This is a genomic window from Streptomyces sp. NPDC046887 (assembly GCF_040644755.1).
Classification (GTDB): Bacteria; Actinomycetota; Actinomycetes; order Streptomycetales; family Streptomycetaceae; genus Streptomyces; species Streptomyces lichenis.
The window spans coordinates 21,064-47,215 of sequence record NZ_JBEYXH010000036.1 but is presented as its reverse complement, the minus strand read 5'-3'; the positions used below and the strand labels follow the sequence as shown (position 1 = coordinate 47,215).

At 74.2% G+C, this 26,152-nt stretch carries 23 protein-coding genes; 13 read left to right on the top strand and 10 right to left on the bottom strand.

Features of this window, described 5'->3' with window-relative positions; all coding sequences use genetic code 11:
• Positions 1–72 precede the first annotated feature (72 nt).
• Positions 73–1,272, bottom strand: a complete 1,200-nt coding sequence (gene mgt / locus ABZ945_RS26425) for a macrolide-inactivating glycosyltransferase (protein ID WP_361274239.1) — start codon at positions 1,270–1,272, stop codon at positions 73–75.
• A 115-nt stretch (positions 1,273–1,387) separates the two neighbouring features.
• Between mgt and ABZ945_RS26420 the strand changes: the two genes are divergently transcribed.
• Entirely contained in the window at positions 1,388–2,254 is an 867-nt protein-coding gene (locus tag ABZ945_RS26420) for an aminoglycoside phosphotransferase family protein (RefSeq protein WP_361274236.1), read from the top strand.
• Positions 2,255–2,334: 80 nt separating this feature from the next.
• A complete protein-coding gene (locus tag ABZ945_RS26415) occupies positions 2,335–3,174 on the top strand; it encodes an alpha/beta hydrolase (protein WP_361274233.1) in 840 nt (279 codons plus the stop codon).
• A gap of 6 nt (positions 3,175–3,180) precedes the next feature.
• Here the strand turns inward: ABZ945_RS26415 and ABZ945_RS26410 are convergent, their stop codons facing one another.
• Both ABZ945_RS26410 and ABZ945_RS26405 read right to left on the bottom strand, forming a co-directional pair.
• Entirely contained in the window at positions 3,181–3,903 is a 723-nt protein-coding gene (locus ABZ945_RS26410) for a 3'-5' exonuclease (RefSeq protein WP_361274230.1), read from the bottom strand.
• A gap of 233 nt (positions 3,904–4,136) precedes the next feature.
• Positions 4,137–5,405, bottom strand: a complete 1,269-nt coding sequence (locus ABZ945_RS26405; protein ID WP_361274227.1) for an SAV2148 family HEPN domain-containing protein — start codon at positions 5,403–5,405, stop codon at positions 4,137–4,139.
• Between the two features lie 556 nt (positions 5,406–5,961).
• On the opposite strand from ABZ945_RS26405, the gene glgX reads away from it, so the two are divergent.
• Both glgX and treY read left to right on the top strand, forming a co-directional pair.
• The gene (gene glgX, locus ABZ945_RS26400; RefSeq protein WP_361274224.1) at positions 5,962–8,172 is read left to right on the top strand and encodes a glycogen debranching protein GlgX; all 2,211 of its coding nucleotides are present in this window, start codon (positions 5,962–5,964) and stop codon (positions 8,170–8,172) included.
• 167 nt (positions 8,173–8,339) lie between these two features.
• The gene (gene treY / locus ABZ945_RS26395; RefSeq protein ID WP_361274221.1) at positions 8,340–10,676 is read left to right on the top strand and encodes a malto-oligosyltrehalose synthase; all 2,337 of its coding nucleotides are present in this window, start codon (positions 8,340–8,342) and stop codon (positions 10,674–10,676) included.
• A 15-nt stretch (positions 10,677–10,691) separates the two neighbouring features.
• Here treY and ABZ945_RS26390 read toward each other — a convergent pair whose 3' ends face one another.
• Entirely contained in the window at positions 10,692–11,240 is a 549-nt protein-coding gene (locus tag ABZ945_RS26390) for a DUF1707 and FHA domain-containing protein (protein WP_361274219.1), read from the bottom strand.
• Positions 11,241–11,464: 224 nt separating this feature from the next.
• On the opposite strand from ABZ945_RS26390, the gene treZ reads away from it, so the two are divergent.
• On the top strand, positions 11,465–13,216 hold the full coding sequence (treZ, locus tag ABZ945_RS26385; RefSeq protein ID WP_361274325.1) for a malto-oligosyltrehalose trehalohydrolase: 1,752 nt from the start codon (positions 11,465–11,467) through the stop codon (positions 13,214–13,216).
• 48 nt (positions 13,217–13,264) lie between these two features.
• On the opposite strand, the gene ABZ945_RS26380 is transcribed toward treZ, so the two are convergent.
• Positions 13,265–13,912 (bottom strand): nucleoside/nucleotide kinase family protein, encoded by a 648-nt coding sequence (locus tag ABZ945_RS26380; RefSeq protein WP_361274216.1) that lies wholly within the window; start codon positions 13,910–13,912, stop codon positions 13,265–13,267.
• Between the two features lie 64 nt (positions 13,913–13,976).
• Between ABZ945_RS26380 and ABZ945_RS26375 the strand changes: the two genes are divergently transcribed.
• Positions 13,977–14,375: a VOC family protein gene (locus ABZ945_RS26375; RefSeq protein ID WP_361274213.1), complete on the top strand. Its 399-nt coding sequence runs from the start codon at positions 13,977–13,979 to the stop codon at positions 14,373–14,375.
• A gap of 10 nt (positions 14,376–14,385) precedes the next feature.
• Here the strand turns inward: ABZ945_RS26375 and ABZ945_RS26370 are convergent, their stop codons facing one another.
• Positions 14,386–15,084 (bottom strand): SDR family NAD(P)-dependent oxidoreductase, encoded by a 699-nt coding sequence (locus ABZ945_RS26370; RefSeq protein ID WP_361274322.1) that lies wholly within the window; start codon positions 15,082–15,084, stop codon positions 14,386–14,388.
• Between the two features lie 194 nt (positions 15,085–15,278).
• Between ABZ945_RS26370 and ABZ945_RS26365 the strand changes: the two genes are divergently transcribed.
• Positions 15,279–16,088: a LysR family transcriptional regulator gene (locus ABZ945_RS26365; RefSeq protein ID WP_361274210.1), complete on the top strand. Its 810-nt coding sequence runs from the start codon at positions 15,279–15,281 to the stop codon at positions 16,086–16,088.
• Positions 16,089–16,098: 10 nt separating this feature from the next.
• Here ABZ945_RS26365 and msrB read toward each other — a convergent pair whose 3' ends face one another.
• From msrB to ABZ945_RS26345, 4 genes are all read right to left on the bottom strand, one after another.
• The gene (msrB, locus tag ABZ945_RS26360) at positions 16,099–16,506 is read right to left on the bottom strand and encodes a peptide-methionine (R)-S-oxide reductase MsrB (RefSeq protein ID WP_361274207.1); all 408 of its coding nucleotides are present in this window, start codon (positions 16,504–16,506) and stop codon (positions 16,099–16,101) included.
• A gap of 51 nt (positions 16,507–16,557) precedes the next feature.
• The gene (gene murC / locus ABZ945_RS26355; RefSeq protein WP_361274204.1) at positions 16,558–17,958 is read right to left on the bottom strand and encodes a UDP-N-acetylmuramate--L-alanine ligase; all 1,401 of its coding nucleotides are present in this window, start codon (positions 17,956–17,958) and stop codon (positions 16,558–16,560) included.
• A gap of 161 nt (positions 17,959–18,119) precedes the next feature.
• Complete coding sequence (locus ABZ945_RS26350; protein ID WP_361274201.1) at positions 18,120–18,644, bottom strand: indole-3-glycerol phosphate synthase; 525 nt, start codon at positions 18,642–18,644, stop codon at positions 18,120–18,122.
• A gap of 242 nt (positions 18,645–18,886) precedes the next feature.
• The gene (locus tag ABZ945_RS26345) at positions 18,887–19,693 is read right to left on the bottom strand and encodes a pyrimidine reductase family protein (RefSeq protein WP_361274198.1); all 807 of its coding nucleotides are present in this window, start codon (positions 19,691–19,693) and stop codon (positions 18,887–18,889) included.
• 642 nt (positions 19,694–20,335) lie between these two features.
• Here ABZ945_RS26345 and zapE point away from each other — a divergent pair.
• The 6 genes from zapE (at position 20,336) to ABZ945_RS26315 (ending at position 26,140) form a co-directional block, all read left to right on the top strand.
• Complete coding sequence (zapE, locus tag ABZ945_RS26340; RefSeq protein WP_361274196.1) at positions 20,336–21,409, top strand: cell division protein ZapE; 1,074 nt, start codon at positions 20,336–20,338, stop codon at positions 21,407–21,409.
• Positions 21,410–21,443: 34 nt separating this feature from the next.
• Positions 21,444–21,869: an OsmC family protein gene (locus ABZ945_RS26335; RefSeq protein WP_361274193.1), complete on the top strand. Its 426-nt coding sequence runs from the start codon at positions 21,444–21,446 to the stop codon at positions 21,867–21,869.
• Between the two features lie 150 nt (positions 21,870–22,019).
• A complete protein-coding gene (locus ABZ945_RS26330; RefSeq protein WP_361274190.1) occupies positions 22,020–23,453 on the top strand; it encodes an alkaline phosphatase PhoX in 1,434 nt (477 codons plus the stop codon).
• A 187-nt stretch (positions 23,454–23,640) separates the two neighbouring features.
• On the top strand, positions 23,641–23,907 hold the full coding sequence (locus tag ABZ945_RS26325; RefSeq protein WP_361274188.1) for a polyprenyl synthetase: 267 nt from the start codon (positions 23,641–23,643) through the stop codon (positions 23,905–23,907).
• Complete coding sequence (locus ABZ945_RS26320; protein ID WP_361274185.1) at positions 23,897–24,952, top strand: polyprenyl synthetase family protein; 1,056 nt, start codon at positions 23,897–23,899, stop codon at positions 24,950–24,952. The genes ABZ945_RS26325 and ABZ945_RS26320 overlap by 11 nt, the downstream gene beginning before the upstream one ends.
• Before the next feature lie 30 nt (positions 24,953–24,982).
• Complete coding sequence (locus ABZ945_RS26315; protein ID WP_361274182.1) at positions 24,983–26,140, top strand: oxygenase MpaB family protein; 1,158 nt, start codon at positions 24,983–24,985, stop codon at positions 26,138–26,140.
• Positions 26,141–26,152: the final 12 nt, after the last annotated feature.

The window sequence follows — 26,152 nt, the reverse complement described above, 5'->3', positions numbered from 1 at the left end:
CCGCCCCACACCCTGCTCGATTGACGCGTCTCCATCAAGTGCGCCTGTCGGCGGGCCGGCGCCCACGTACGCTCAGGGCCGGGGCAGTTCGGCCTCCACCAGGTCGGCCGCGCGCGGGGTGCCGCCCTCCTCGGCGGTCTCCCGGCGGATGGCCTCGGCGCGGCGGGCGACCTCGGGGTCGGCGACCAGCTCCAGCACCGCGGTACGCAGCGCCTCGGCGGTGGCCTGCTCGGTGTCGAGGCGGCGGGCCACCCCGAGGGAGATCAGCGTGTCGGCGTTGCCGAACTGGTCGGCGGCCTGCGGGACCGCGACCATGGGGGTGCCGGTGGCCAGGCCCTCCTGGCTGCCGCCCATGCCCGCGTGGGTGATGAAGGCGTCGGCCTGGCGCAGCACGGCGAGCTGGGGCACCCAGGTGCGCACCTCGATGTTGCCGGGTACGGCGCCCAGTTCGGCGGGGTCGACGTGCTTGCCGATCTGGAGCACCACATGCCAGCCGGGCAGGTCGCCGAACGCCTCGACACAGGCGCGGTAGAAGGCGGGCTGCTTGGTGAACGCGGAGCCGAGCGAGACCAGCAGCACCTTCTCGGCGCCGTCGGGCCGCTGCCAGGTGCCCTGGTCGGCCCGCTCGCCCTGGCAGGCGCCGACGAAGCGGTAGACGGCACGGTCCACCCGGTCGGCGTTCGGCTGGAGCGCCCGGGGGATGAGGACGACCGCCTTGCGGGGGCGCCCGATGAACCGGGCCGGGTCGGTCTCGATGCCGTTCTCCGCGAGCCAGCCCTGGTAGCGCTCGTAGTACGCCTTGCCGCGCTCGCTCTGCTTCAGCTCGGCGTACATCGGGTCGCCGATCTCCTCCTCGTACCCCTCCCAGGGGGCCATGTGCGGCCAGAGGGAGAGGGCGGGCACGCCCCAGCGGTGGGCGAGGACGGGGGCGGCGGCGCAGGCGGTGTCATGCAGCACGAGGTCCGGCCGGTCGCCCTCGAAGGCGTCGGCGAGCTGCGGCAGCGCCTGGATGGCGTCGGCGAGGAACGGCTCCAGGTTGTCGACGAGTTCGGTACCCCAGGCGTCGGGGTCGTCGTCGGTCGGGAGCGTGGAGGTGTACGGGACGGGCCGGGCGCCGGTGGCGGCGACCTGCTCGGCGAAGGAGGCCGGGATGGCGAAGCTGACCCGATGGCCGCGGTCGACCAGCTCCCGGATCACGTCGAGGTGCGGGTTCACATGGCCGTGGGCGGCGATGGAGAACATGGCGATATGGGCGCGCGGGGTGGCGGTCATGGCGGTGACCATACGCGAGACGATACGTATCGTGCAACTGATTTCCAGGCCTCTCGGACGGGGTCGGCGGGCGAGTGGAAGACTGGCGGTCGGTGTGAAAGGGAGGCGGTCGGAGATGGACGAGGCACGCGCACGGGAGGTGCTGGCCGCGGCCGGGCTGGCGGGCCGGGGCGGTGGTGCGGAACTGCTGGCGCTCGGCGAGAACGCCGTCTTCCGCACCGGCGCGGACGGCGGGCTGGTGGTCAAGGTCGGCCGGGACGCCGAGCTGCTGGAGCGGGCCGTACGGGAGGTGGCGATCGCCTCCTGGCTCACCGAAGCGGGCGTGCCCGCGGTACGGGCGGCCGAGCCGGAGCCGCGGCTGGTGGACGGGCACCCGGTGACCGTCTGGCACCGGCTGCCCGAGGCCGCACGCCCGGCCGAGCCCCGCGACCTGGCCCCGCTGCTGCGGCGGGTGCACGCCCTGCCCGAGCCGCCGTTCGCCCTGCCGCGGCGGGAGCTGCTCGGCGGTGTCGAGCGCTGGCTGCGGCTGGCGGGCGACGTGGTCGACCCGGCCGACGCGGAGTATCTGCGCGCCCGGCGCGACGGCTTCGCGGCGGCCGCCGCTCTCGTCCCACGGCTGCCGCCCGGCCCGATCCACGGCGACGCGCTGACCCGCAATGTGCACATCGGGCCGGACGGGCCGGTTCTGGTGGACCTGGAGACCTTCTCCTCCGACCTGCGCGAGCACGACCTCGTCGTCCTCGCCCTGTCCCGGGACCGCTACGGGCTCGACCCGGCCGCCTATGACGCCTTCACCGAGGCATACGGCTGGGATGTCCGCGAGTGGGACGGCTGCGCGGTGCTGCGGGGCGCCCGGGAGACCGCCAGCTGCGCCTGGGTCGCCCAGCACGCCCCGAGCAACCCCCGGGCGCTGGCCGAGTTCCGCCGGCGGGTGGCCTCGCTCCGGGACGGCGATCCGGCGGTCCGCTGGTACCCCTTCTGAAAGCGGGTACCTCTTCTGAAATACGGCGCCCCGCCCGTAGGTTGAGTCGCGAAGAGCCCTCTCGACCACTGGAGAACCGTATGCGTGTGGAGCTGTCCGACGTTTCGCTGGAGGTCCAGGACAACGGCACCGGCCGCGACCCGGTGCTGCTGCTGCACGGCTTCCCCGACACCCATGACCTCTGGCGGCACCAGGTCAAGGCGCTGGACGCGGCCGGCCACCGGGTGATCGCCCCCGATCTGCGCGGCTTCGGCGACTCGGGCCGGCCCGCGGACCCCACCGCCTACCACCCGCTCCACTCCGCCGGCGACCTGGTCCAGCTGCTGGACCGGCTGGACGTCGGCCCCGTCCATCTGGTCGGCCACGACTGGGGGTCGGCCGTCGCCCAGGCACTGGTCGCCGTCGAGCCGGACCGGGTGGCGAGCCTGAGCCTGCTGTCGGTGGGCCACGGCGGTGCGCTGCTGTCGGCCGGCTGGGAGCAGCGCCGCCGCTCCTGGTACATCCAGCTGTTCCAACTGGCGGGCATCGCGGAGGACTTCGTCTCCCGGGACGGTTTCGCCGTGCTGCGGGAGATGCTGGCCGGGCACCCGGACGCGGACGAGGCGGCGGCCCGGCTGCGCGAGCCGGAGGCGCTCACCGCGGCGCTGGGCATCTACCGGGCGGGGCTGCCCCCGGAGGTGATGTTCGGTCCGGTGCCGGACGGGCCGAGGCTGCGCGGTCCGGTGCTGGGGGTGTGGAGCGACGGCGACCCCTTCCTCACCGAGCGGTCGATGACCGGGACGGAGGAGTTCGTGGACGGTGACTTCCGCTACGAGCGGGTGGAGGGCGTCGGCCACTGGCTGCCGCTGGAGGCTCCGGAGCGGGTGAACGAACTGCTGCTCGCCTTCTTCCGGGAGCACGGCCCCTCCGCCGGGGCCTGAGGGCCCTCACCCCGCCACGGGGGCCGGTTGGCGCAGCGGCCAGACCGGGTCGATGACGGCGTCCGGGCTGCCCTTGCGGCGCAGGAACCGCTGGAAGTCCGCCGCCCACTCGGCGTACCAGCGCACCTGCCGCTCGTGCAGCTCGACGGGGGTGAGCGCGGCCACCGCCGGGTGCCGCCCGGCTATGGCGCGGGCCACCAGGACGGCCGCCAGCGCGTCCGCGGCCGCCTGGTGGGCGGCGTCCAGCACCACCCCGTACTCGGCGCAGACCGCCTCCAGGTTCCGCTTGCCGCGGCGGTAGCGGTCCACCGCGCGGTCGATCGTGTACGGGTCGACCACCGGGCCGATCGGTGCGCCGCCCAGCCGCTCCACCAGCCCGGGCAGCCCGTGCCGGTGCAGTTCGGCGGCGAGCAGCGAGAGGTCGAACGCCGCGTTGTACGCCACCACGGGCACCCCGCGCAGCCAGTACCCGGCCAGCAGGGCGGCGAGCTCGTCCACCACCTCCCGGGCGGGGCGGCCCTCCGCGGCGGCCCGCTCGGTGCTGATGCCGTGGATCGCCGAGGCCTGGGCGGGGATCAGGACTCCCGGGTCGGCCAGCCATTCCCGGCGGCCGACCACCTCCCCGGCCCGCACCTCGACGAGGGCGGCGGTGACGATCCGCGCCTCACTCGGCTCCGTACCGGTCGTCTCCAGGTCGAAGCCGACCAGCGTCTCCCCGTGCCAGCTCATGGTCCCCCCTCGTGTGGTGGTGCGGCGCACGCCGGTCGGCGCGCTGTCCCCGTGACGCGCCCATGGCGCGCCCCCACCTGCGGCGGCGCACCGCGCGGCGCGCTCCCCAGGTGCTCTTCACCCTGCCACGCCCCACTGACAACGCCTGGGGGACAGTCCCGACGGAGCGTCAGGGGACGTCACGGGCGTCTACCCTGGCGGGGCCGTCCGATTCGGCCCGGCCGGCCATGGCGTCAGGAGACCGGGCGGGAGTCGGTCCACACCGACTCGAACTCCTCGCGGTAGGTGTCGAAGAGCCCGGGCTCGGGTTCGCTGTGGGAGCGGACCACGGTCCGCCGGCCGCCGCGCAGGACCAGGACCGGGGCCTCCATGCCGCGGGCGCGGCGCAGATAGGACTGGATGACGCCGACGCCGTCCGGGCCGTCCCCGTCCACCAGGTAGGCGGTGAAGCGCGGGGTCTCGTCGAAGACCTGGATCTGGAAGGCGCCCGGGTCGCGCAGCCGGGCGCGGACCCGCCGCATATGGAGGATGTTCATCTCCACCGAGCGGCTCAGCTCCCCCTTCTTCAGGCCCAGTTCCCGCTCGCGGCGCTTGACGGCGCTGCTCGCCGGGTTGAGGAAGAGCAGCCGGGTGCGGCAGCCGGACTCGGCCAGATGCACCAGCCGCCGCCCGGAGAAGTTCTGTACGAGGAGGTTGAGGCCTATCCCGATGGCGTCCAGCCGCCGCGCCCCGCCGAACAGGTCCTCGGCGGGCATCAGCCGCTGGAGGCGCACCCGGTCGGCATGGACGGAGACCACGTCCGCGTAGCGGTCGCCGACGAGGTCCTCCACGGCGTCCACCGGCAGCCGGTGCGCGGAGGGCGCTCCGGCGCCGCCGCCGAGGATCTCCAGCAGCCGGGCGGAGGCCCGTTCCGCCTGGTCGAGCACCGGCCGGGAGAGCGCCCGGTTGCGGGAGACCACGTTCCGGGTGACCTCCAGCTCGTCGAGGGCGAGCTCCACCTCGCGGCGGTCGTCGATATACGGCTCGAAGCAGGGCCAGTGCTGCACCATCAGCTCGCGCAGCTGGGGCAGGGTGAGGAAGCTGAGGACGTTGTCGTCGGCCGGGTCCAGCAGATACCCCTTGCGGCGGGACACCTCGCGGACGGCGACGGCGCGCTGCACCCACTCCTGGCCGGCGGGCCCGGCGGCGGCCACCACCCAGTCGTCGCCGTGCACCGGCGCGTAGATCGGTCGGAGCACCGCGGCCACCACCGCCCGCAACCGCTGTTCGATCAGATTCAGCCAGATGTAGGCGCGTCCGGCGCGCTGGGCCCGGGTGCGCACCTCGCTCCAGGCCTCGGTGCCCCAGTCCAGCTCGGCACCGATCTCCATCGGCCGGGCCAGCGGCACCGCGCCGGGTGGGACGTCCTCGGGGACGCCGACGGTTTCCGTGGGGTCCCCCTGTGGGGCCGGTTCACTCCGGCCCGACTCCCCCGGGGGCAGCTCCAGCCCTCCCGAGCTCACCCGCACACCGCCTTCTGCTCCCGCGCATCCGTCCGACAACGATCAAGGAAGGGTACTCCGGTCGGGGGAGGCGTCGCAGCCCGTTGCCCGGCACTCCTGGCCAACCGCCGGGCCTTCCGGGCCACTTCCGGGCCGACGATCCGGCCCGAACGAGGGCATTCCGTATGGTGGGGCACGGTGGGACCGGGGCGGTCGCGGCCCTCCGCCGGACCGCCGGACCCAGGAACGGGGGCCGCCGCACGCCGATGACGCGTGGGGGCGACATCCGGTGCGCGAGGTTGACCCGGCGGCGGCACCGCACCGCGCGCCGAGCGCCCCGCGCCACCCGAACGGCGGGATGTCTTTCGGCCACCCGACCAGGGCTTCTCCCGGTCACCCGGTAGCACCGGCGGATGTCCTCGGTGGTTCGGCCGGTTTCGGGGAACATTCTGGCTCAAGGTTCGAAGACTTGATGGCTCCATCGCTCCACAGGCTCGACAAGCCCCACAGGCTCCACACGCTCCACAAGACCCCAGTGACGACCCATCAGCCGGATCAGAAGTGGAAGAGTCGATCTATGCAGGTCTGGCCGGGACAGGCGTATCCGCTCGGTGCCACCTACGACGGCGCCGGAACCAACTTCGCGGTCTTCTCCGAGGCCGCCGACCGAATCGAGCTGTGTCTGCTCCATGACGACGGCTCCGAGACCGCGGTGGAGCTGCGCGAGACGGACGCCTTCGTCCGCCATGCGTACCTCCCCGGTGTGATGCCGGGCCAGCGCTACGGGTTCCGGGTCCACGGACCGTACGCGCCGGAGCGCGGACAGCGCTGCAACTCCGCGAAGCTGCTGCTCGACCCCTACGCGCGGGCCATCGCCGGTGCCATCGACTGGGGCGAGGCGGTGTACGGCTACCACTTCGGCAAGCCGGACTCCCGCAACGACCTGGACTCGGCGCCGCACACCATGGCCTCGGTGGTGGTCAACCCCTACTTCGACTGGGGCGACGACCGCCGGCCGCGCCATGACTACCACCGGACGGTGATCTACGAAGCGCATGTGAAGGGCCTGACCATGCTCCACCCGGCGCTGCCGGACGAGCTGCGCGGCACCTACGCGGGCCTCGCCCACCCCGCGGTGATCGAGCACCTGACGGAGCTGGGGGTGACCGCGCTGGAGCTGATGCCGGTGCACCAGTTCGTCAACGACCACCGGCTCGCCGACGCCGGGCTGGCCAACTACTGGGGCTACAACACCATCGGCTTCTTCGCCCCGCACAACGCGTACGCCTCCTGGGGCGACCGGGGCCAGCAGGTGCTGGAGTTCAAGTCGGCGGTGCGCGCCCTGCACCAGGCGGGCATCGAGGTCATCCTCGACGTGGTCTACAACCACACCGCCGAGGGCAACCACCTGGGCCCGACACTCTCCTTCCGGGGGCTGGACAACCCCTCGTACTACCGGCTCACCGACAACCCCCGGTACTACATGGACACCACCGGCACCGGTAACTCGCTGCTGATGCGGTCCCCGCACGTGCTCCAGCTGATCATGGACTCGCTGCGGTACTGGGTGACCGAGATGCATGTGGACGGCTTCCGCTTCGACCTGGCGGCCACCCTGGCCCGCCAGTTCCACGAGGTGGACCGGCTGTCCTCGTTCTTCGACCTGGTCCAGCAGGACCCGGTGGTCAGCCAGGTGAAGCTGATCGCCGAGCCCTGGGACGTGGGCGAGGGCGGCTACCAGGTGGGCAACTTCCCGCCGCTGTGGACCGAGTGGAACGGCAAGTACCGGGACACGGTCCGCGACCTGTGGCGGGGCGAGCCGCGCACCCTGGCGGAGTTCGCCTCCCGGCTCACCGGGTCCTCCGACCTCTACCAGGACGACGGCCGCCGCCCGCTCGCCTCGGTCAACTTCGTCACCTGCCACGACGGCTTCACCCTGCGCGACCTGGTCTCGTACAACGACAAGCACAACGACGAGAACGGCGAGGGCAACCGGGACGGCGAGAGCCACAACCGGTCGTGGAACTGCGGGGCCGAGGGCGACAGCGAGGACGAGGAGATCCGGCGGCTGCGGGCGCGCCAGATGCGCAACTTCATCGCCACCCTGATGCTGTCCCAGGGTGTGCCGATGATCAGCCACGGCGACGAGTTCGGGCGCAGCCAGCGGGGCAACAACAACGCCTACTGCCAGGACAACGAGATCGCCTGGGTCCGCTGGCCGGACCCGGACGGCTCGGAGAACTCCGAGGAGCCCGACGAGTCCGACGAGTCCGGGGCGGCGGAATCGGCGGACGGGGCCGCCGAGGACCGGGCGTGGTCGGACGACGAGGCGCGGTCGCTGATGGAGTTCACCCGGTCGATGGTGTGGCTGCGCCGGGACCACGCGGTCTTCCGCCGCCGCCGGTTCTTCCACGGGCGGCCGGTGGAGGGCACCCACGACGAGCTGTCGGACATCAACTGGTTCACCCCCGAGGGTGAGGAGATGACCTCCCAGGACTGGCAGGCCGCGCACGCCAAGGCGATGTCGGTCTTCCTCAACGGCAGCGCCATCTCGGAGCCGGGCCCGCGCGGTGAGCGGATCGCCGACGACTCCTTCCTGCTGATGGTGAACGCCGCCGCGGAGGACATCGAGTTCGTGGTGCCCGTCAACCACGGGCGTCAATGGCAGGTGGTGGTGGACACCTCCGAGGAGGACGGGGTGGAGCCGGGGCAGGGCGTCAAGCTCGCCGCCGGCGACCGGCTGACGCTGATCGGCCGCAGTCTGGCGGTGCTGCGCCGACCGGCGTGAGAACACCGGAGGACCCTTCCCGCGGCCCGGCGGCCACCACACCGCCGGGCCGCGGCCTGTGCACGGACGGAGCCGTTCCGGCCAGAGCACATACGCCGACCGGGTGATGCGGCGTGAATACGCCCGTATGAGGGGCGGGACCCCCCGATCGGGGTACCCGCCACCGCATGACGCCCATCGCCACCTACCGGCTCCAGATACAGCCGGAGTACCCGTTCTCCGCCGCCGCGGACGCGGTGCCCGCGCTCGCCTCGCTCGGGGTCTCGCATCTGCATCTGTCGCCGGTGCTGGAGGCGGTGCCCGGCTCCACCCACGGCTATGACGTCACCGACCACAGCCGGATACGGGAGGAGCTGGGCGGCGAGGCGGGCCTGCGGGCCCTGGCCGCCACCGCCCGCGCGCACGGCCTCGGTCTGGTGCTGGACCTGGTCCCCAACCACATGGCCGCCTCCCCGGTCCACAACCACGCCCTGCGCTCGGTGCTGCGGGACGGGCCCGACTCCCCGTACGCCCGCTGGTTCGACATCGACTGGGCGGCGGGCGGCGGACGGCTGCTGCTGCCGGTGCTGGGCGCCCCGGTCGGCGAGGAGCTGGCCGGGATGCGGGTGGCGGACGGGGTGCTGCACGCGGGCGGGCAGCACTTCCCGCTCCGCCCCGGCACCGAGGAGCTGCCGCTGCCCGCGCTGCTGGACGCCCAGCACTACCGGCTCGCCTGGTGGCGGCTGGCCCGCACCGAGCTGAACTACCGGCGCTTCTTCACCATCTCCGACCTGATCGGGGTACGCGTGGAGGACCCCGAGGTCTTCGCCGCCACCCATGCCAAGATCCTGGAGCTGGTACGGGACGGGGTGGTCCAGGGCCTGCGGATCGACCATCCGGACGGGCTCGCCGAGCCCGAGGCGTATCTGCGCGAGCTGAAGCGGACGGCCGGCGGGGACTGCTGGATCGTGGTGGAGAAGATCCTCACCGGTGAGGAGCCGCTGCCGTCCTCCTGGCCGGTGGCCGGGACCACCGGGTACGACGCGCTGCGCCGGATCGACGGGGTCTTCGTCGACCCGGTCGGCGCCGAGGAGCTGACCGGGCACTACCGGCGCTTCGCCGCCCCGGCCCCCGACGAGGGCGGCGACTGGGGGCCCACCGCCCGCCGGGCCGCGTACGAGGTGGTGGAGCGGGAGCTGGCGGCCGAGGTGGCGTTCCTGACCCGCACCGCGGCCCTGGTCTGCGCGGCCGACCCGGCCAGGCGCGACCACGCCCCCTGGGCCCTGGAGCGGGCGGTCCGCGAACTGCTGGTGCGGGTCCCGGTCTACCGCCCCTACGGCCCCGGCGCCGAGGACGTGCTCACCGAGCGGGCCGCCGAGGAGGCCAAGACCGCCTTCACCGTGCCCGAGGAGGCCGCGGCGGTGGACACCGTACGGGAGCTGGCGCTCGGCCGGCTCGGCGCGGGGCCCGCCCAGGCGGCCTTCCTCACCCGCTTCGCCCAGACCTCCTCCGCGCTGCGCGCCAAGTCGGTGGAGGACAAGGCGTTCTACCGCTACACCCCGCTGATCTCGGCCAACGAGGTGGGCGGCGAGCCGGGCGAACCGGCCGTCTCCCCCGAGGCGTTCCACGCCTACTGCGCCCGGCTGGACCGGGACTGGCCGGCCACCGGCACCGTGCTGTCCACCCATGACACCAAGCGGAGCGCCGACGTCCGGGCCCGGATCGCGGTGCTGTCCGAGTGCCCGCAGCGGTGGGCGAAGCTGCTGGACGACGTGGGGCAGGCCCCCTCCCCCGACCCGCAGACGGCCTGGTCGGCCTGGCAGACCGCGCTCGGGCTCGGCGCCCCGTACACCGACCGGCTGGCCCCGGCGGTGCTGAAGGCGGTACGGGAGGCCGCGCTGCGCACCACCTGGACCGAGGCCGACCCGGCGTACGAGCAGGCGGTGCTGGACTTCGTGGAGGTGGGCCCCGGCGGGCCGCCGCTCTACACGGTCTCCCTGCTGGCCCGCGAACTCGACCCATACGTCCGGGCCAACACCCTGGGCGCGGCGCTGCTGCACCTGACCATGCCGGGGGTGCCGGACCTGTACCAGGGCACCGAGCGGGAGTATCTGGCGCTGGTGGACCCGGACAACCGGCGGCCGTACGCACCCGGGCCGGACGACGAGAAGACGGCCCTGACCCGGGCGGCCCTGCGTCTGCGGCGTGAGCTGCCGGAGGTGTTCGGCCGCCCCGGCACGTACACCCCGCTGGCCGCCAGCGGCCCGGCGGCCGGCCACTGCCTGGCATACAGCCGCGGCACCGGCGGACGGGCCGAGACCGTCACAGCGGTGACCCGGCTCTCGCTGCGGCTGGCCGAGGGCGGCGGCTGGGCGGGCACCGCGCTGGTGCTGCCGGAGGGCCGCTGGTACGACGCGGTGGACGGTGGGAGGGAGTTCACCGGGGGCGCAGGGGCCCCGGTGGACCTGGCGGAGCTGTTCGCGGCCCGCCCGGTGGCCCTGCTCCGCCGCCACCCGGACGCGTAGTACGCCGACGGCGGGTCAGCGGCCGGCGGCCAGGGTGAACGGCATCTCGCCGAAGGAGACCATGTCACCGGCCCGGACCACGGTCGGGCCGGTGACCCGCTGGCCGTTGACGGTGGTGCCGTTGGTGGAGCCGAGGTCGCGCAGCACCCACAGCCCGCCCTGGAGGGCCAGTTCGGCGTGGTGCCGGGAGACCGAACCATGGCTGAGCCGCAGCCCGTTGGACGGGTCCCGGCCTATCCGCAGCGGATACGGCCCCGGGGGCAGCCGCAGCGCGGGCAGCTTCTGCGCCCGCCAGGCCCGGCCCAGCCGGACGGTGAACGACGACACCCGCTCCACACCGCCGAACAGCAGCCTGCTGAACCGCCCTTCGGAGCGCAGGTCGGCGGTGAGGGCGGCCAGCTCGTCGGGGTGGCGGGCGGCGAGCGCGAGCTCCATCCGGCGCAGGAAGGTGTCATGGGACAGCCTGCCCTGCGCGGCGCCCTCCCGGAGCACCCCCAGCGCACGGTCCCGCTCGGCGTCGGAGAGCCGGGCGGGGAAGGTGTGGGACTCGGAAGGGGAGGTCACCACCCGATTGTCGGCGCGTCGGCGCTCGGGTGTCCAGCCGCGTACGGAGCTGTGACGTGCGCGGGTCGGCCCGCGCGGGCCCGGAGGTGCCGCGTCCGTATCCCGTTCGGCCAAGTGCCGTGCTTCCCGTACCGGATCTTGCCAGGATGACAGGACCACAGGACACGACCACCGAAGACGAGACCGACGAGACCGACGAGACCACCGACGACGAGGGGATCGCCATGCTGTTCCAGGTGTGGGCGCCGCAGGCGGAGGAACGGGTCGAGCTGCATCTGGAGGGTGCGCCGCGCCCCATGGAGCGGGACCCGGAGCGGGACGGCTGGTGGACGGCCGAGGCGGAGGCGGGCCACGGAGACCGCTACGGGTACGCGCTGGACGGCGGCCCGGTGCTGCCGGACCCGCGCTCGGCGCGGCAGCCGGACGGGCCGGACGGGCTGAGCGCGGTGGTCGACCACTCCGCGTACGACTGGCGCAATCCGGCCGAGGGCCCGGCGGGCGGGCTGCGCGGCGCGGTCGTCTACGAGCTCCATGTGGGCACCTACACCGCCGAGGGCACCCTGGACGCGGCGGCGGGCCGACTGGACCACCTGGTGGCGCTGGGCGTCACCCATGTGGAGCTGATGCCGCTCTGCCCGTTCCCCGGCCGGCACGGCTGGGGGTACGAGGGGGTGTCACTCTGGGCGGTCCACGAGCCGTACGGCGGTCCCGAGGCGCTGAAGCGCTTTGTCGACACCGCCCATGGTCTCGGCCTGGGAGTGGTCCTGGACGTGGTCCACAACCACCTCGGGCCCTCCGGCAACTACCTCCCCGTCTTCGGCCCGTACTTCACCGAGACCCACCACACCCCCTGGGGCGCGGCGGTCAACCTGGACGCGCCCGGCTCCGACGAGGTGCGGGCGTATCTGCTGGGCAGCGCGCTGGCCTGGCTGCGGGAGTACCGGATCGACGGGCTGCGGCTGGACGCGGTGCACGCGCTGGCCGACGACCGGGCGCTGACCTTCCTGGAGGAGCTGGCCGCGGCGGTGGACGCGCTCGGCGCCGAGCAGGGCCGGGAGCTGTTCCTGATCGCCGAGTCCGATCTGTGCGACCCGCGCACCACCGCGCCGCGCGCCGAGGGCGGACTGGGGCTGCACGCCCAGTGGAACGACGACTTCCACCATGCCCTGCACACCGCGCTCACCGGCGAGTCGCAGGGCTACTACGGGGACTTCGCCCGGGCCCCGCTGGCCGCGCTGGCCAAGACGCTCGGTCATGTCTTCTTCCACGACGGGACGTTCTCCACCTTCCGGGGCCGGGTCCACGGCCGCCCGGTGGACCGGGTCCGCACCTCGGCGCACCGCTTCCTCGGCTACGCCCAGACCCATGACCAGGTCGGCAACCGGGCCACCGGCGACCGGCTCTCGGCCACCTGCTCCCCCGGGCTGCTGGCCTGCGCCGCCGCACTGGTGCTGACGGGGCCGTCCACCCCCATGCTGTTCATGGGCGAGGAGTGGGGGGCGTCCACCCCCTGGCAGTTCTTCACCGACCACACCGACCCGGAGCTGGCCGAGGCGGTACGCAACGGGCGGCGGCGGGAGTTCGCCGAGCACGGCTGGGCGGCCGAGGACGTACCCGACCCCCAGGACCCGGCCACCCGGGACCGCTCCTGTCTGGACTGGGCCGAGCGGGAGCGCGACCCGCACGCCCGACTGCTGGCCTGGTACCGGGAGCTGATCGCGCTCCGCGCCGACCAGCCCGACCTGACCGACCCGGACCTGGCGTCGGTACGGACCGCCTTCGACGAGGACGCCCGCTGGCTGGCCCTGCGCCGGGGCGACATCCGGGTGGCGGTCAACCTGGCGAAGGAGCCGGTCCGCATCCCGCTGGGCGCCGGCGGCCGGGTGCTGGCCGCCTGGGAGCCGGTGCAGCCGCCGGACGCCGAGGGCCTGCTGACCCTTCCGGCGCAGTCCTGCGTGGTGCTCACGGACGGGTGACCCGGCGGGGGCCGGGAGAGGAAGAGCGGCCGGTCCGTGACTGAGGGGTCAGCGGACCGGTACGACGAGGTCGGCGCGGTCGCGCCCGGCGGCGACCAGCCGGGCGTTGGCCTCGTCGGACTCGCGGACCCAGCGCTCGGCGTACCCCGGCTCCTTGCCGTAGCGGATGTGCCGGGCCACCAGCCGCTCCACCCGGGTCCGCTCGTCCGCCGCCTCCAGGTACCAGACCTCGTCCAGCAGCGGCCGCACCCCGGCCCAGGGTCCCCGGTCCGCCAGCAGGTAGTTGCCCTCGGTGATCACCAGCGGTACGCCGGGAGGCACCGCGATCGACCCGGCGACCGGCTCCTCCAGGGTGCGGTCGAACGCGGGGGCGTAGACCGTGGCACCGGACTCAGGGGTACGCAGCCGGGCGAGCAGCGCGGCGTACCCGGCGGCGTCGAAGGTGTCCGGCGCCCCCTTCCGCCCGGCCCGCCCCAGTCGCTCCAGCTCGGCCTGGGCGAGGTGGAAGCCGTCCATCGGGACCAGGACGGCGAGCCCGTCCAGCCGCTCCACCAGCCGGGCGGCCAGGGTCGACTTGCCGACACCGGGCGGCCCGGTGAGGCCCAGCAGCCCGCGCCGCCCGGGTGCGGCGAGCCCGCGGGCGCGTGCGGTGAGCGCCGCCATCCGGTCCTGGTCGATCAGCTCGAAGGCGTCCATGGGCGGAAGTGTGGCAGCCGGGCCTAAGCGGCGGTGCCCCAGGTCATACGTCTAACCTTCCCCCATGTCCTTCATCGCCCTGGCCACCCTTGTCGTCCGCGACTACGACGAGGCCATCGACTTCTACACCCGCGCCCTCGGCTTCGAACTGGTCGAGGACACCGACCGGGGCGGCGGCACCCGCTGGGTGGTGGTCCGGCCGGGGGGCGCCGAGGGGGCGGGTACGGGGCTGCTGCTGGCGCGGGCGAAGAACACCGAGCAGGCGGCGAGCGTGGGCGCCCAGACCGGCGGCCGGGTCGGCTTCTTCCTGCACACCGGGGACTTCGCCGCCGACCACGCCCGGATGACCGCGGCCGGGGTGCGCTTCCTGGAGGAGCCGCGCCAGGAGGCGTACGGCACGGTGGCGGTCTTCGAGGACCTGTACGGCAACCGCTGGGACCTGCTCCAGCCGGCCGGAGACTGAGCCGATCGGCCTACCAGGGGACGGCCTGCCCCTGGTGGTCGACGAAGTGGAGCCCGCCCTTGCCCCGGTGGTCCTCGATGGTCGCCGCCACCCCGGGGATGCTCTCCTCCACGCTGAGGTCGGCGTAGGGGCCGCCCAGGTCGGTGCGCACCCAGCCGGGATCGACCAGCAGCAGGGTGCGGGGGTCGTCGGCGTGGCGGGCGGCGTGGCTGCGCATCAGCTGGTTGAGGGCGGACTTGCTCGCCCGGTAGAGGTCCTGGCCGCCGCGGGTGTTGAGGGTGAGGCTGCCCTGGCTGGAGGACATCACGCCGATCGTGCCGGTCGGCGCGACCAGCGGGCGCAGCCACTCCACCACCCGCATCGGGCTGAGCGCGTTGGTGGTCATGACCTCGGTGAACATCTCGGTGGGGACCTCGCCGATCGGCAGGTCGCCGCGGGTGACGGCGGCGCTGACGAAGAGCAGGTCCAGGGTGCGTCCGGCCAGCCGCTCGCGGAGGGCGGTGATCTGCTCCGGGTCGGTCATCTCCAGCGACTCGACGGTCAGCCGTCCCCCGGAGGCGTCGGCGAGGTCGTGCAGCCCCGTGCGGGCGCTGCCGCGGACGGTGCCGATGACATCGAAGTCCCGGCGCAGATACTCGGCGGCGAGCGCGAGGCCCAGGGTCCGGGAGGCCCCGACGATCAGGGCGGTCTGGCGAGGGGCGGTGGTCATGGGACTCCTCTCCTGGGCCGGGTCGGACTGGCGGAACGTCCACGCGAGCGGCTGGGCGTCGCGGACGGCGACCGTGCCGGACCCGGCCGGCGGTGCGGCCCACCGGAAGCGGCGGGCGGCGATCATGGTTCGAGTCTCCGGTTCGGCCGACCGGGCGTCCAATACCCTTTCGACCGCATTGATACCGTGCGGGCATGGATCTGGACCTGCGCAAGCTCCGCTACTTCAGCGCGGTGGCCGAGCACCGCCACTTCGGCCGGGCGGCGGAGGCGCTGTTCATCGCCCAGCCGGTGCTCAGCCGTCAGATCCGAGCGTTCGAGCAGGAGTTGGGCTGCGCGCTCTTCGTCCGGAGCACCCGCAGCGTCGAGTTGACCCCGGCGGGGCGGCAACTGCACGAGGAGGCGGGGCGGATCACCACGGTGGTGGACACGGCGCTGGGACGGGTACGGGAGGCCGCGCGGGGCGAGCAGCGGCTGGTGGTGGCCTTCTCCCCGGGGCTGCATGTGTCGGAGGCGATCCGCGCGTTCACCGCCCGCCACCCGGAGGTGGCGATCGACGTCCTGCCGATGCGCTGGTGGGAGCGGGACGCCCCGCTACGGGACGGCCGCGCCCAGGTGGGCTATCTGCGCTGCCCCTTCGACGAGGCGGGGCTGCGCACCGTACCGATCGGCGAGGAGTCCAAGCTCGCCTGCCTCCCGGTGTCCCACCCGCTGGCCGACCGGGACTCCCTGCTCCTGGCCGACCTGGACGGAGAACGGATGCTAGACGCCCGGACTCACCACATGTCCTCGCTGGAGGTGAAGTTCGAGCTGATCGCCTCCGGCCAGGGCGTCTCGCTCGTCCCGAAGAGCGTCGCCGCCTCCTACTCCCGCCCCGACCTGGTCTACCTCCCGGTCACCGACCTCCCGCCGGTCCCCAACCGCCTGGCCGCCCCGGAGGGCGAGGCGACCGGGCTGGTGGCGGACTTCCTCGACCTGGCCACCGAGGTCCTGCGCCGGGCGTGAGCGCGGCGGCTCAGCCCTCGGCCGGCTCCAGTCGCAGGGAGATGGAGTTGATGCAGTACCGCTGGTCGGTGGGGGTGGGGTAGCCCTCGCCCTCGAAGACATGGCCGAGGTGGGAGCCGCAGCGGGCGCAGCGGACCTCGGTGCGGACCATGCCGTGCGAGCTGTCCTGGATCAGTTCGACCGCGTCGGTGTCCTTCGGGTCGTAGAAGGACGGCCAGCCGCAGTGCGAGGCGAACTTGGTCCCGGAGGTGAACAGCTCCGCGCCGCAGGCCCGGCAGGAGTAGACGCCCTGGGTCTCGGTGTCGGTGTACTCACCGGTGAAGGGGCGCTCGGTGCCGGCCTGGCGCAGCACCTGGTACTCCTCAGGGGAGAGCTCCGCGCGCCACTGCTCGTCCGTCTTCTCCACGTCGTAGCCCATGTGCTCCCTGCTCCTCGTTCTGCTCGTGCCGGTGGGTGCCGTCCGGGTCCGTCAGGCGCCTTCGGCGAGGCGGGCCAGGATCAGCGGGCCGAGGTCGGTGACGTCCCCGGCGCCCATGGTGAGAACGAAGTCGCCGGGCTTGGCCATTCCCGCGACGATCCCGGGCACGGCGGCCTTGTCGGGGGCGTCGGTGACGTCCGCGCGGCCGGCCCGGGCGGCGTCGGTGATCAGGGCGCTGGTGACACCGGGCAGCGGGTCCTCGCGGGCCGGGTAGATGTCCAGCACCACGGAGGCGTCGGCGAGGGCGAGCGCCTGGCCCATCTCGGTGCCCAGCTCCTGGGTGCGGGAGAACAGGTGCGGCTGGAAGACCACCAGCAGCCGGGCGTCGCCGACCGCGCCGCGCATGGCCTCCAGGTCGGCGGTCATCTCGGTGGGGTGGTGCGCGTAGGAGTCGATGACCTGCACCCCGGCGGCCTCGCCCTTGAGCTGGAGGCGGCGGCCGACGCCGGTGTAGGCGGTGAGCGCCTGGGCCAGGGCGGCCGGGTCGACACCGGCGCGGGCGCCCGCGGCGAGCGCGGCGGCGGCGTTGTGCGCGTAGTGCCGGCCGGGCACGGAGACGGTGAAGGTGTGCTCGGTGCCGTCGAGGAGGACGGTGACCTCGCTGGTCATCCCGCGCGGCACGATGGCGGTGATCCGGGCGTCGGCGCCCTCGTCCTCGCCGACCCGGACGAGGGTGAGGTCGCCGCGGGCGGCCCGGACCCGGCGGGCCAGCTCCCGGGCGCCCTCGTGCTCGCCGACGACCAGGGCGCCGCCGGGGCGGATCTTGGCGGCGAACGCCTCAAAGGACTCGTAGATCTCGTCCATGGAGGCGTAGTTGGCGTGGTGGTCGAGCTCCACGTTGAGCACGATGGCGACCGCGGGGTCGTACTTCTGGAAGCTGCGGTCGCTCTCGTCGGCCTCGGCGACGAAGACCCCCCCCTCGCCGTGCCGGGCGTTGGTGCCGGGTCCGGCGAGGTCGCCGCCGATGGCGTACGAGGGGTCGAGGCCCAGCTCGGTGAGGGCGACGGCCAGCATGGAGGTGGTGGTCGTCTTGCCGTGGGTGCCGGCCACGGCGATCGCCCGCAGCTCGGTCATCAGCGCGGCGAGCGCGTCGGAGCGGTGCACCACGGGGACGCCCAGCTCGGCGGCGCGGACCAGCTCGGGGTTGTCGGCGCGGATGGCGCTGGAGACCACGACGGCGGTGGTGTCCTCGGCGACGTTCCCGGCGCCGTGGCCGATGTGCACGGTGGCGCCGAGGGCCCGCAGCGACGCGGCGGTCTGGGACTCGCGCGCGTCGCTGCCGGCGACCCGGGCGCCCCGCTGGGCGAGGATCTTCGCGATGCCCGACATTCCGGCGCCGCCGATGCCGATGAAGTGCGGGCGTTCCATGGCGGCAGGGATGGCGGGTGCCATGCGTGTCTCTCCCCGGGGTGCGGTGGGTACGTGCGGGGGCCAGCCTATGCCGTACCCGCGCCCTCGTCGTCCCGCCCGCCCGGGGCCGCCGCCCGGGACGGGGTCAGGCGGGGCCGCCGCCCGGGGGCGGGGCTGCCTGGGCCGGGGCCGCCGCCCGGCGACTAGGCCTGAGCGCCGCCGGTGCCGCCGTCGGGGGCGTCCGCGTCCCGTACGTCCGCGTCCGAGTGGGCGAACAGCTTGAGGACCGGGACGCCCACCTTGTGCCGGGCCCGGGAGGCCCAGTCCCGGTGGAAGAACTCCTCCACGTAATGCGGGGCGGTCAGCACGATCACCTCGTCGGCCCCTGACTCGTCCACCACCGCCTTCAGCTTGTCCAGCGGGTGGTCCTCGACCACCTGCCCGACGGCCTCGCAGCCGACCGCGCGCAGCGCGAGGAGGGAGTGCTCCAGACCGGCCTCGGCGGGCAGTCTGGCCGCTCTGCCCTCGGGCTCATCGCCCTCCCTGACGGCTTCCTTCAGCTCCCCCATCGCCACGTCGTCGATGGCGCGCAGCAGTACCACCGCCTGGTCGCCGCGCGGCTGCATCAGGACGATGAAGGACATCCGCTCGTCCCCGTGCAGGCCGGTGACGAACTCCACGTCGACGGCGGACAGGGGCTTCTCGATCATCAGCACGCTTGTGAACACTTCCAAGCCCTTCTGTCGTGTGCCGAAACCATCCTTCCCCGTGCTCGCACGGGGTCTGCGAGAGTTAGTGTGCCCATCGGCGGTCCAGCGGAACGGTCAATTCCGGTTATGACGATCGCCTGGTGACCACTTGGCGATCAGCCTGTGACAGTTCCCCGGCGGCCCGGGGGCGGTCCCCGAGCGCCTTCCCCCGTCCCCGGTGATCCAGACCTGCGCCGGGGTGCGGGGTCGGGGGCCGCGCCTCAGCCCCGTCGGACACCGCCCTCCCTGCGGTAGCGGCTGAACAGGAAGCCGTCCTCCTCCAGCAGCGAGGCGAGGGCGAACCGCTCCGGCACCGCGGCCCCGGGGCCGCCCGCGATCCGCTGGGCGCCGCCCGCGGTCATCAGCGGCGACACCGTCAGGCAGAGTTCGTCCAGCGCCCCGGCCGCCACCAGCAGCCCCAGCAGCCGGGGGCCGCCCTCGGTGAGCTGGCGGCGCAGCCCCCGGTCGGCCAGCTCGCGGACCAGCCGGTCCGGCTCAGCGCCGGCGCCCGGCCCCGCGACCACCACCTCGGCGCCGGCCTCCCGGGCGGCGGCCATCCGGTCGGCGGGGGCGCCCGCCCCGGTGAGCACCAGGGTGGGGACCAGCGGGGCGGTGAACAGCGGGGCCGAGAAGTCCAGGTCCAGGGAGGCGGAGACCACCGCGATGGCGGCGGCGGGCCCCTGCCCGGCGGCGGCCCGGCGGGCGGCGAACGCCTCCCGGGCACGGGCCGGGCGGTAACCCTCCTGGCGTACCGTTTCCGCACCCACCACCACCACGTCCGCGAGGGCCCGCAGGGTGCCGAAGACCCGCATGTCGGCGGCCGAGGAGATCGGCTGCGAGCGGCCCTCGTGCTGGGCGGCGCCGTCCAGCGTCGACACCATGTTGGCGCGCAGCCAGGACCCGCCGGACGCCCCCGCGGAGAGGTCCTCCGGATAGCCGTAGGCATCGGCCAGCTCGTCGAGGCTCCACTCACGCGGGGCCAGGTCGGCGGGGGGTGTCGAGTCGGTCACAGGGCTCAGGCGTCGCATGGCACGGAGTCTGGCACGGTGAGGGACGACCACGAGGACCACGGCGGGGCCGCCCGGGGTCCAGGAGCCGCCAGGCCGCCCCCGCCCGTACATCGGGTACAGCCGCCCCCGCCGTTCCCCCGGCACGACCACCCGACCGGGCGGCACCGCCGGGGCCCGGAAGCCGGCAGGCCCGCCCCCGCCCGCACACCGGGAAGGGCCGCCCCCGGCCCGTACCCCGCCCCAGCCCGTGCCCCGGTGGCCACCCCGCCGGAAGGGCCCGCTCCCGCCCGTACCCCCAGCCGCCACCCCGCCCGGGAGGAGCCCCCGCCCGCACCCCCGCACGGCCACCCCGCCCGAGAGGGGCCACCGCCCGTACCCCCGCACGGCCCCGGCCCCCACCGGGAGGGACCGCCCCAGCCCGTGCCCTCCGCACGGCCCCCGGCCGGCAGGGCCCCCGAGGGAGGGCCGGCCGGGGTGGCCCCCAGGGGAGGGCCGCCCGGGGCCGGGAGCCAGCGGGCAGCCCCACCCGTACCTCCCACAGCCGCCCCGGCCGCAGGCCGCCCCCGCCCGTGCCCCCGGCATCACGCCCCCTCCTCTCCCCCTCCCGCTCCGGCCCCCGGGGAGGTCCGGCCGGAGGGCCCCGGCGCGGCCCGTAGAGTGGTGAGGGTGTCCAGTGCCATAACCGAAGCGGCCCCGCTGTCCCTGTGCGCCCGTGAGCCGTATGTCCCCGCCGACCGGCTGGTGGCCGAGATGGTGCCGCCGCCGCGTTTCGACGGGGTCCGCTTCGACACCTACATCCCCGACCCGAACCAGCCCAGCCAGACCGAGGCCGTACGGGTCCTCAGCGGCTTCGCGGCCGGGCTCGGGGCGGCGCCGGAGGCGGGCGGCGGCAAGCGGCGCTGGTTCAGCCGGAGGCCGGCCGCGCCGGCGGGGCCGCGCGGGGTGTACCTGGACGGCGGGTACGGCGTCGGCAAGACCCATCTGCTGGCCTCGCTCTGGCACGCCACCCCCGCCGAACCGGACCGCAAGGCGTTCGGCACCTTCGTGGAGCTGACCAACCTGGTCGGCGCGCTCGGCTTCCAGCAGACGGTGGCCACGCTCAGCGGGCACCGGCTGCTGTGCATCGACGAGTTCGAGCTGGACGACCCGGGCGACACCGTGCTGGTCTCCTCGCTGCTGAGCCGGCTGGTGGAGGCGGGCGTGGCCCTGGCCGCCACCTCCAACACGCTGCCCGGCAAGCTCGGCGAGGGCCGCTTCGCCGCCGCCGACTTCCTGCGCGAGATCCAGGGCCTGTCGGCGCACTTCCGCCCGCTGCGCATCGACGGCGAGGACTACCGGCACCGCGGGCTGCCCGAGGCGCCCGCCCCGTACTCCGACGAGCAGGTCACCGCCGCCGCGCACGCCGCCCCGGGCGCCTCGCTGGACGCCTTCCCCGCCCTGCTGGACCATCTGGCGCGGGTGCACCCCAGCCGGTACGGGGCGCTGACCGACGAGCTCTCCGCGGTCTGCCTGACCGGGGTGACCCCGGTGCCCGACCAGTCCACGGCGCTGCGGCTGGTGGTGCTGGCCGACCGGCTGTACGACCGGGAGGTGCCGGTGCTGGCCTCCGGGGTGCCGTTCGACCGGCTCTTCGGTGAGGAGATGCTGAACGGCGGGTACCGCAAGAAGTACTTCCGGGCGATCTCCCGGCTCACCGCACTCGCGCGGGACGCGAAGGGGCTGGTGGCGCAGTAGCTTTGGGGCCGTAACCGATCAGAAAGGATCAGCTATGGCCACCACGCGCACCGCCCACACCGTCTGGGAGGGCGAGCTTCTCAAGGGCTCCGGCACCGTCTCCTTCGACTCCTCCGGCATCGGCTCCCAGCCGGTCTCCTGGCCCTCCCGCGCCGAGCAGGCGAACGGCAAGACCAGCCCGGAGGAGCTGATCGCGGCCGCGCACTCCAGCTGCTTCTCGATGGCCCTCTCGCACGGTCTGACCGGCGCCGGGAACCCGCCCACCCGTCTGGAGACCAAGGCCGACGTCACCTTCCAGCCGGGTGAGGGCATCACCGGCATCCATCTGACCGTGCGCGGCGAGGTGCCCGGCCTGGACGCCGAGTCCTTCGCCACGGCCGCCGAGGACGCCAAGAAGAACTGCCCGGTCAGCCAGGCCCTGTCCGGCACCACGATCACCCTCACCGCCGAGCTGGCCTGAGTCCGGGCCCCGTGGCGGGCCGGACCGCCGTCCCGGGGATCCCACGAGGCGCCGTGGCCCGCATGGTTCACGCACCAGCACCGTGCGTGGTACACACATGCGGGTCACGTCACCGCTCCTGTCAGCTCACCGCCAGCAGGGAGTCGCCTCATGTCCGCACCACGGCAGTCCACCGCACGGCAGTCCACCGCACCGCAGTCCGCCGCACGGTCGTCCGCACCACCGCTGTCCGCGACACGACGTCAGGTCCTGGCCGCCACCGGGGCCACGGCCGCCGGGATCACCTTCACCGGCGCCCTCACCGAACTCTTCGCCGGGACCGCCGCCGCCCGCGGCCACACCGGCTACGGCCCCCTGGTCCCCGACCCCGACGGGCTGCTGGACCTGCCGAAAGGTTTCCGCTATCGGGTGCTGTCCCGGGAGGGCGACCGGCTGCGCTCCGGCGAGGGCCGGGTGCCGAGCAACCACGACGGGATGGCCGCCTTCGCCGGCCACCGCGGCCGCGTGCATCTGGTCCGCAACCACGAGAACCGCTACGACGGGCGGATCCCGGTGCCCACCGTGCGCGGCCTGACCTACGACCCGGAGGGCAAGGGCGGCTGCACCGCACTGGAACTCGACGCCCGGGGCCGGGTGGTCGGCGAACGGGTCGCGGTGGCCGGCACCGCGGTCAACTGCGCGGGCGGCCGCACCCCCTGGGGCACCTGGCTGACCTGCGAGGAGACCGAGGACCGGGCCGGCACCCACGGCTACACCAAGGACCACGGCTTCGTCTTCGAGGTGCACCCCGGCGACCCGCTGCGCACCGGCGCGGTGCCGCTGACCGCGATGGGCCGCTTCCAGCACGAGGCCGTCGCGGTCGATCCCCGCAGCGGAGTGGTGTACGAGACCGAGGACGCCTTCGACCGGCCCTTCGGGCTGTTCTACCGCTTCCTGCCGAACCGCCCGCTCGGCGGCACCGGCTCGCTGCGCGCGGGCGGCCGGCTGGAGGCGATGCGCGTACCCGGTGTGCCGGACCTGTCCGCCGTACGCGAGACCGGGGCGGTCTTCGACCGGATCGAGTGGATCGAGGTGCCCGACCCGCTGGCCCGCGACACCCCCGTCCGCCTCCAGGACTTCGGCACCGGCGGCATCACCCACGCCCAGAAGCTGGAGGGCTGCTACTGGGGCGACCGCTCGGTGTACTTCGTCTCCAGCTACGCCCGCGCCCGGGAGGGCTCCGCCGCCGACCACTTCGGGCAGGTGTGGCGGTACGAGCCGGACCGGCGCCGGCTCACCCTGGTGGTCGTCTTCGGCCCGGACACCGACGTACAACTGCCCGGCGAGTCCCCGGACAACATCTGCCTGGCCCCCGGCGGCGGGCTGATGGTCTGCGAGGACGGCGGCGGCGCCCAGCATGTCTTCGGTGTCACCCGGCGCGGTGAGGTGTACGCGATGGCCCGCGGCGCCCACAACATCGGCACCCCCGAGGACCCCGAGTGGGGCGAGTTCGCCGGGGTGACCTTCTCCCCGGACGGCGACACCATGTACGTCAACTGCTACACCCCCGGCACCACCTTCGCCGTCACCGGCCCGTTCGCCTGAACCCCCAGGTAAATCCACACACCCGTACTAGTCATCCCCCGTCGGCGTTATCCGCCGTTCGGGCGAACCGCATGGCGGGGAGCCTGTCTCCGGCGGCGCGCGACCGGGCGCCGCCGGGGAGCTGCGGGTGTGGGGAGCGGGCGTGGCGGAAGCGACGGGAAGGCCCACCGGGACGGACGACCGGGGGATGTCCGACCGAGCCGGATGGGACCGGCGGGCGCTGCTGCTGGCGGCCGGGGCGGCCGATCTGGCGGTGAGCACGCTGGGGGCCGCCCTGGGCACGGTGCGGGGGCTGCTGCGGCGGTCGGACGCGGCGGAGCTGGCGGCGGACGCCGAGCACGATCTGGTGGCCCGGGGCCGGCTGGTGCTGGACCGGTACGCGGCGGTGCCCCCGGCCCATCTGGAGGTGCTGGCCCAGCGGGCCCGGGCCCGGCGGGGCGTCGATGGCGGCTGAGCGGTGGGAGCCGGCCGCGTTCAAGGAGCGGGTCGACACCGTCCTGCGCGCCTTCGTGGCCGAGGAGGCCGACCGGCTCACCGCGATCGACCCGGCCCTCACCCCGGTGGCCGGGCAGTTGGAGAGCGCCGTGGCCGAGGGCAAGCGGCTGCGGGCGGCGTTCTGCTACTGGGGCTGGCGCGCGGTGGGCCAGCCGGACAGCGAGGCGCTGGTACGGGCGGCCGCCGCGATGGAGCTGGTGCACGCCGCCGCCGTGGTGCACGACGACCTGATCGACGACAGTCCGCTGCGGCACGGGCGGCCCACCGCCCAGGTCGCGCTGCGGTCCGCGGTCCGGCGCCGCCCCCGGGCGGTGAGCGCGGCCCGTTCGCTGGCGATGCTCGTCGGGGACCTGCTGATGTCGCTGGCCGGGCAGCTGTTCACCACCAGCGGCCTGCCCTCCGCCTATCTGGGCCGGGCCCGGCCGCTGTGGGCGGCGCTGGCCCGGGAGCTGGTGGCGGGCGAGTGCCTGGAGATCCTGCACACCGGGGGCGTCCCGGACACCGCCGCCTCGCTGAAGGTGGTCCGCTACAAGACCGCCAAGTACACCGTGGAGCAGCCGCTGCTGATCGGCGGGGCGCTGGCCGGGGCGGGCGGGCGGCTGCGCGAGGGCTACACCGCGTACGGGCTGCCGCTCGGGGAGGCGTTCCAGCTGCGGGACGACCTGCTCGGGCTGTTCGGGGAGCCGGCCCGTACCGGCAAGGCCAACGCCGACGACCTGCGGGCCCGGCGGCCCACCGCGCTGCTGGCGGAGGCCTGGCGGGCCGCCGGGGACCGGGAGCGGGCCGAGCTGGACGCCCTGCTGGGGCGGCGCGACCTGGACCCGGAGGGCGTACGGGCGGTGTGCGGGCTGCTGCGGCGGCTGAAGGCGCCGGACCGGGTCGAGGCGATGATCGCCGACCGGGTGTCCCAGGCCCTGGACGCGCTGGACGGGCTGGCCCTGCCGCCCGCGGCCGCCGCCGCGCTCACCACCTTGGCCCACTCCGCCGCCACCCGGCTGTCCTGACCCGTGTACGCACCCGAGGAAGAGGAGCCGATGACCCTGACCGAGGCCTCGATGGACGCCCTGCGCGGCCGTGGCGACGAACTGGCCGACGCCACCGTCGCCACCCTCTTCGCCCGGGGCGAGGTGGGGAAGTTCAACACCCTGATGCGGTACGTCTCCATGGCCGGGGCGCCGCTGCCGGACGGGCTGCCCGAGGTGGCGCGGGAGTATCTGCGTACCACCGCCGCGCCGCCGGACTGGGTGGACTGGGGTGAGATGGAGCGGGCCCGGCTGTTCTTCACCGACAACAACGTGCACATCTCCACCGCGCTGTCCTTCGCCGCCATGCCCGCCTGCTATCTGGTGCCCCATGTGGCGAGACTGCTGTCGGCCACCCATGGGCTGAGCTATCCCTCCAAGCGGATGGCGGAGACCGGCCAGTTCACCGTGTACCTGATGCAGCCGGGCGCCTTCGAGGCGGGCAGCCGCTTCATCCCGGCGGCGCAGAAGGTGCGGCTGCTGCACGCCGCCATCCGCCACCACCTGGTACGCGAGGGCCGCTGGGACACCGCGGCGCTGGGCACGCCGATCTGCCAGGAGGACATGATCGGCGGGCAGATGTTCTTCTCGATGCTGGTGCTGGACAGCCTGCACCGGCTCGGCATCCATATGTCCGAGGAGGGCGCCGACGCCTACTACTACGCCTGGCGGGTGGTGGGCGCGATGCTCGGCGTGGACCAGGACGCCGTGCCGAGGACCGTCACGGAGGCCCGGGCCTTCCTCGACCTGTACATGGTCCGGCACATGGGCCCCTCCGAGGAGGGGGCGCACCTCACCCGGCAGCTGGTCGAGCTGTACGAGGAGGTGGTGCCGGGCACGGTCTTCGACCCGGTGGTCTCGGCGCTCATCCGCTATCTGGTCGGGGACACCTGCGCGGACTGGCTGGAGGTCTCCCGTACGCCCTTCGACACGGCGGTACGGGCCGTTCCGCAGCTGCTCGGGGTACTGGAGACCATCGAGGACCGCTCACCGTTCGGCGCCTGGGCGCTGGACCGCCTCGGCCATCTGACCTCGGTCTTCGAGCTGTCCACGCTCACCCGGGGCCGGGTGATGCACTACGCCGTCCCGGAGGCGCTGCGGAAGGAGTACGGGGTCTCCGGCGCGGTGCCCCGCACCCGCCGGTGGACCCCGCCCGCCGCCACGGTGTGACGGGAGCGGGGT